This is a genomic window from Cognatilysobacter lacus (assembly GCF_008274655.1).
In the GTDB taxonomy this organism is placed as follows: Bacteria; Pseudomonadota; Gammaproteobacteria; order Xanthomonadales; family Xanthomonadaceae; genus Cognatilysobacter; species Cognatilysobacter lacus.
In genome coordinates this window covers 1-832 of sequence record NZ_VTRV01000284.1, presented here as the reverse complement: position 1 = coordinate 832, position 832 = coordinate 1, and the positions used below count along the sequence as shown (strand labels likewise).

Genomic DNA, 832 nt, shown 5'->3' with positions numbered 1-832 from the left:
CAGGCCCAGGTTGACGCCCTGCCCGGCGAGCGGGTGCACGACGTGCGCGGCGTCGCCGACCAGCACGAGCCGACCCGATCGATACGCCGTGGCCAGCTGACGGCGCAGCGGAAATACCGCGCGCGCCGATGTGAGCCGCACTTCGCCGAGGCGGCCGCCGGACGCATCGGTGAGCGCGATTTCAAAGCCGGCGTCGTCCAGCGCGCGCAGCCGTTCCGCCTCGGCGGCGGGCAGCGTCCAGACAATCGATGAGCGATGCGTGTCGACCGGCAGGAAGGCAAGCGGACCCGTCGGCAGGAACCGCTGGTAGCACGTAGCCGAAAGCGGCAGCGCCGTGTCGACGTACGCGACGAGGCCGCCTTCGTGATAGTCGTGCGCGGTCGTTTCGATGCCCGCGAGATCGCGCACCGTCGATGCAGCACCGTCGGCCGCGACGACGAGCCGGGCCTGCAGCCGGCGACCGCCGTCCAGCCGAAGCGTTGCATGGTCCGCGTCCTGCTCGATCGCCTCTACGCGTGCGGGCGCATGGACGCTGATCGATTCGCTGGCCAGCGCATTCCACAGTCGATCGACCAGCAACGCGTTCTCGACGATCCAGCCGAGCTCGCGGCGCGCGAAGCGGTCGGCATCGAAATGCAGCGCGCCACCTCCGGCGGCATCCCATATCTCCATGTGCCGATACGCAGGTGCGCGCGCGCTCCGGACGGCGCGGCCGACGTCGAGGCTGTCGAGCATCGACATGGAATCGGGCGCGAGCGCGAACACGCGCAGGTCGGGCGCGTCGTTGCGCCAAGGCGACGGCTCGCGCGCCTCCACCAGCGCGACGTTCCAG

General features: G+C 70.7%; 1 protein-coding gene. It reads right to left on the bottom strand.

The features are described from left to right. Positions 1-832: FAD-dependent monooxygenase (locus tag FW784_RS14100; RefSeq protein WP_149353947.1), on the bottom strand; the 832-nt coding region annotated here is incomplete at both ends.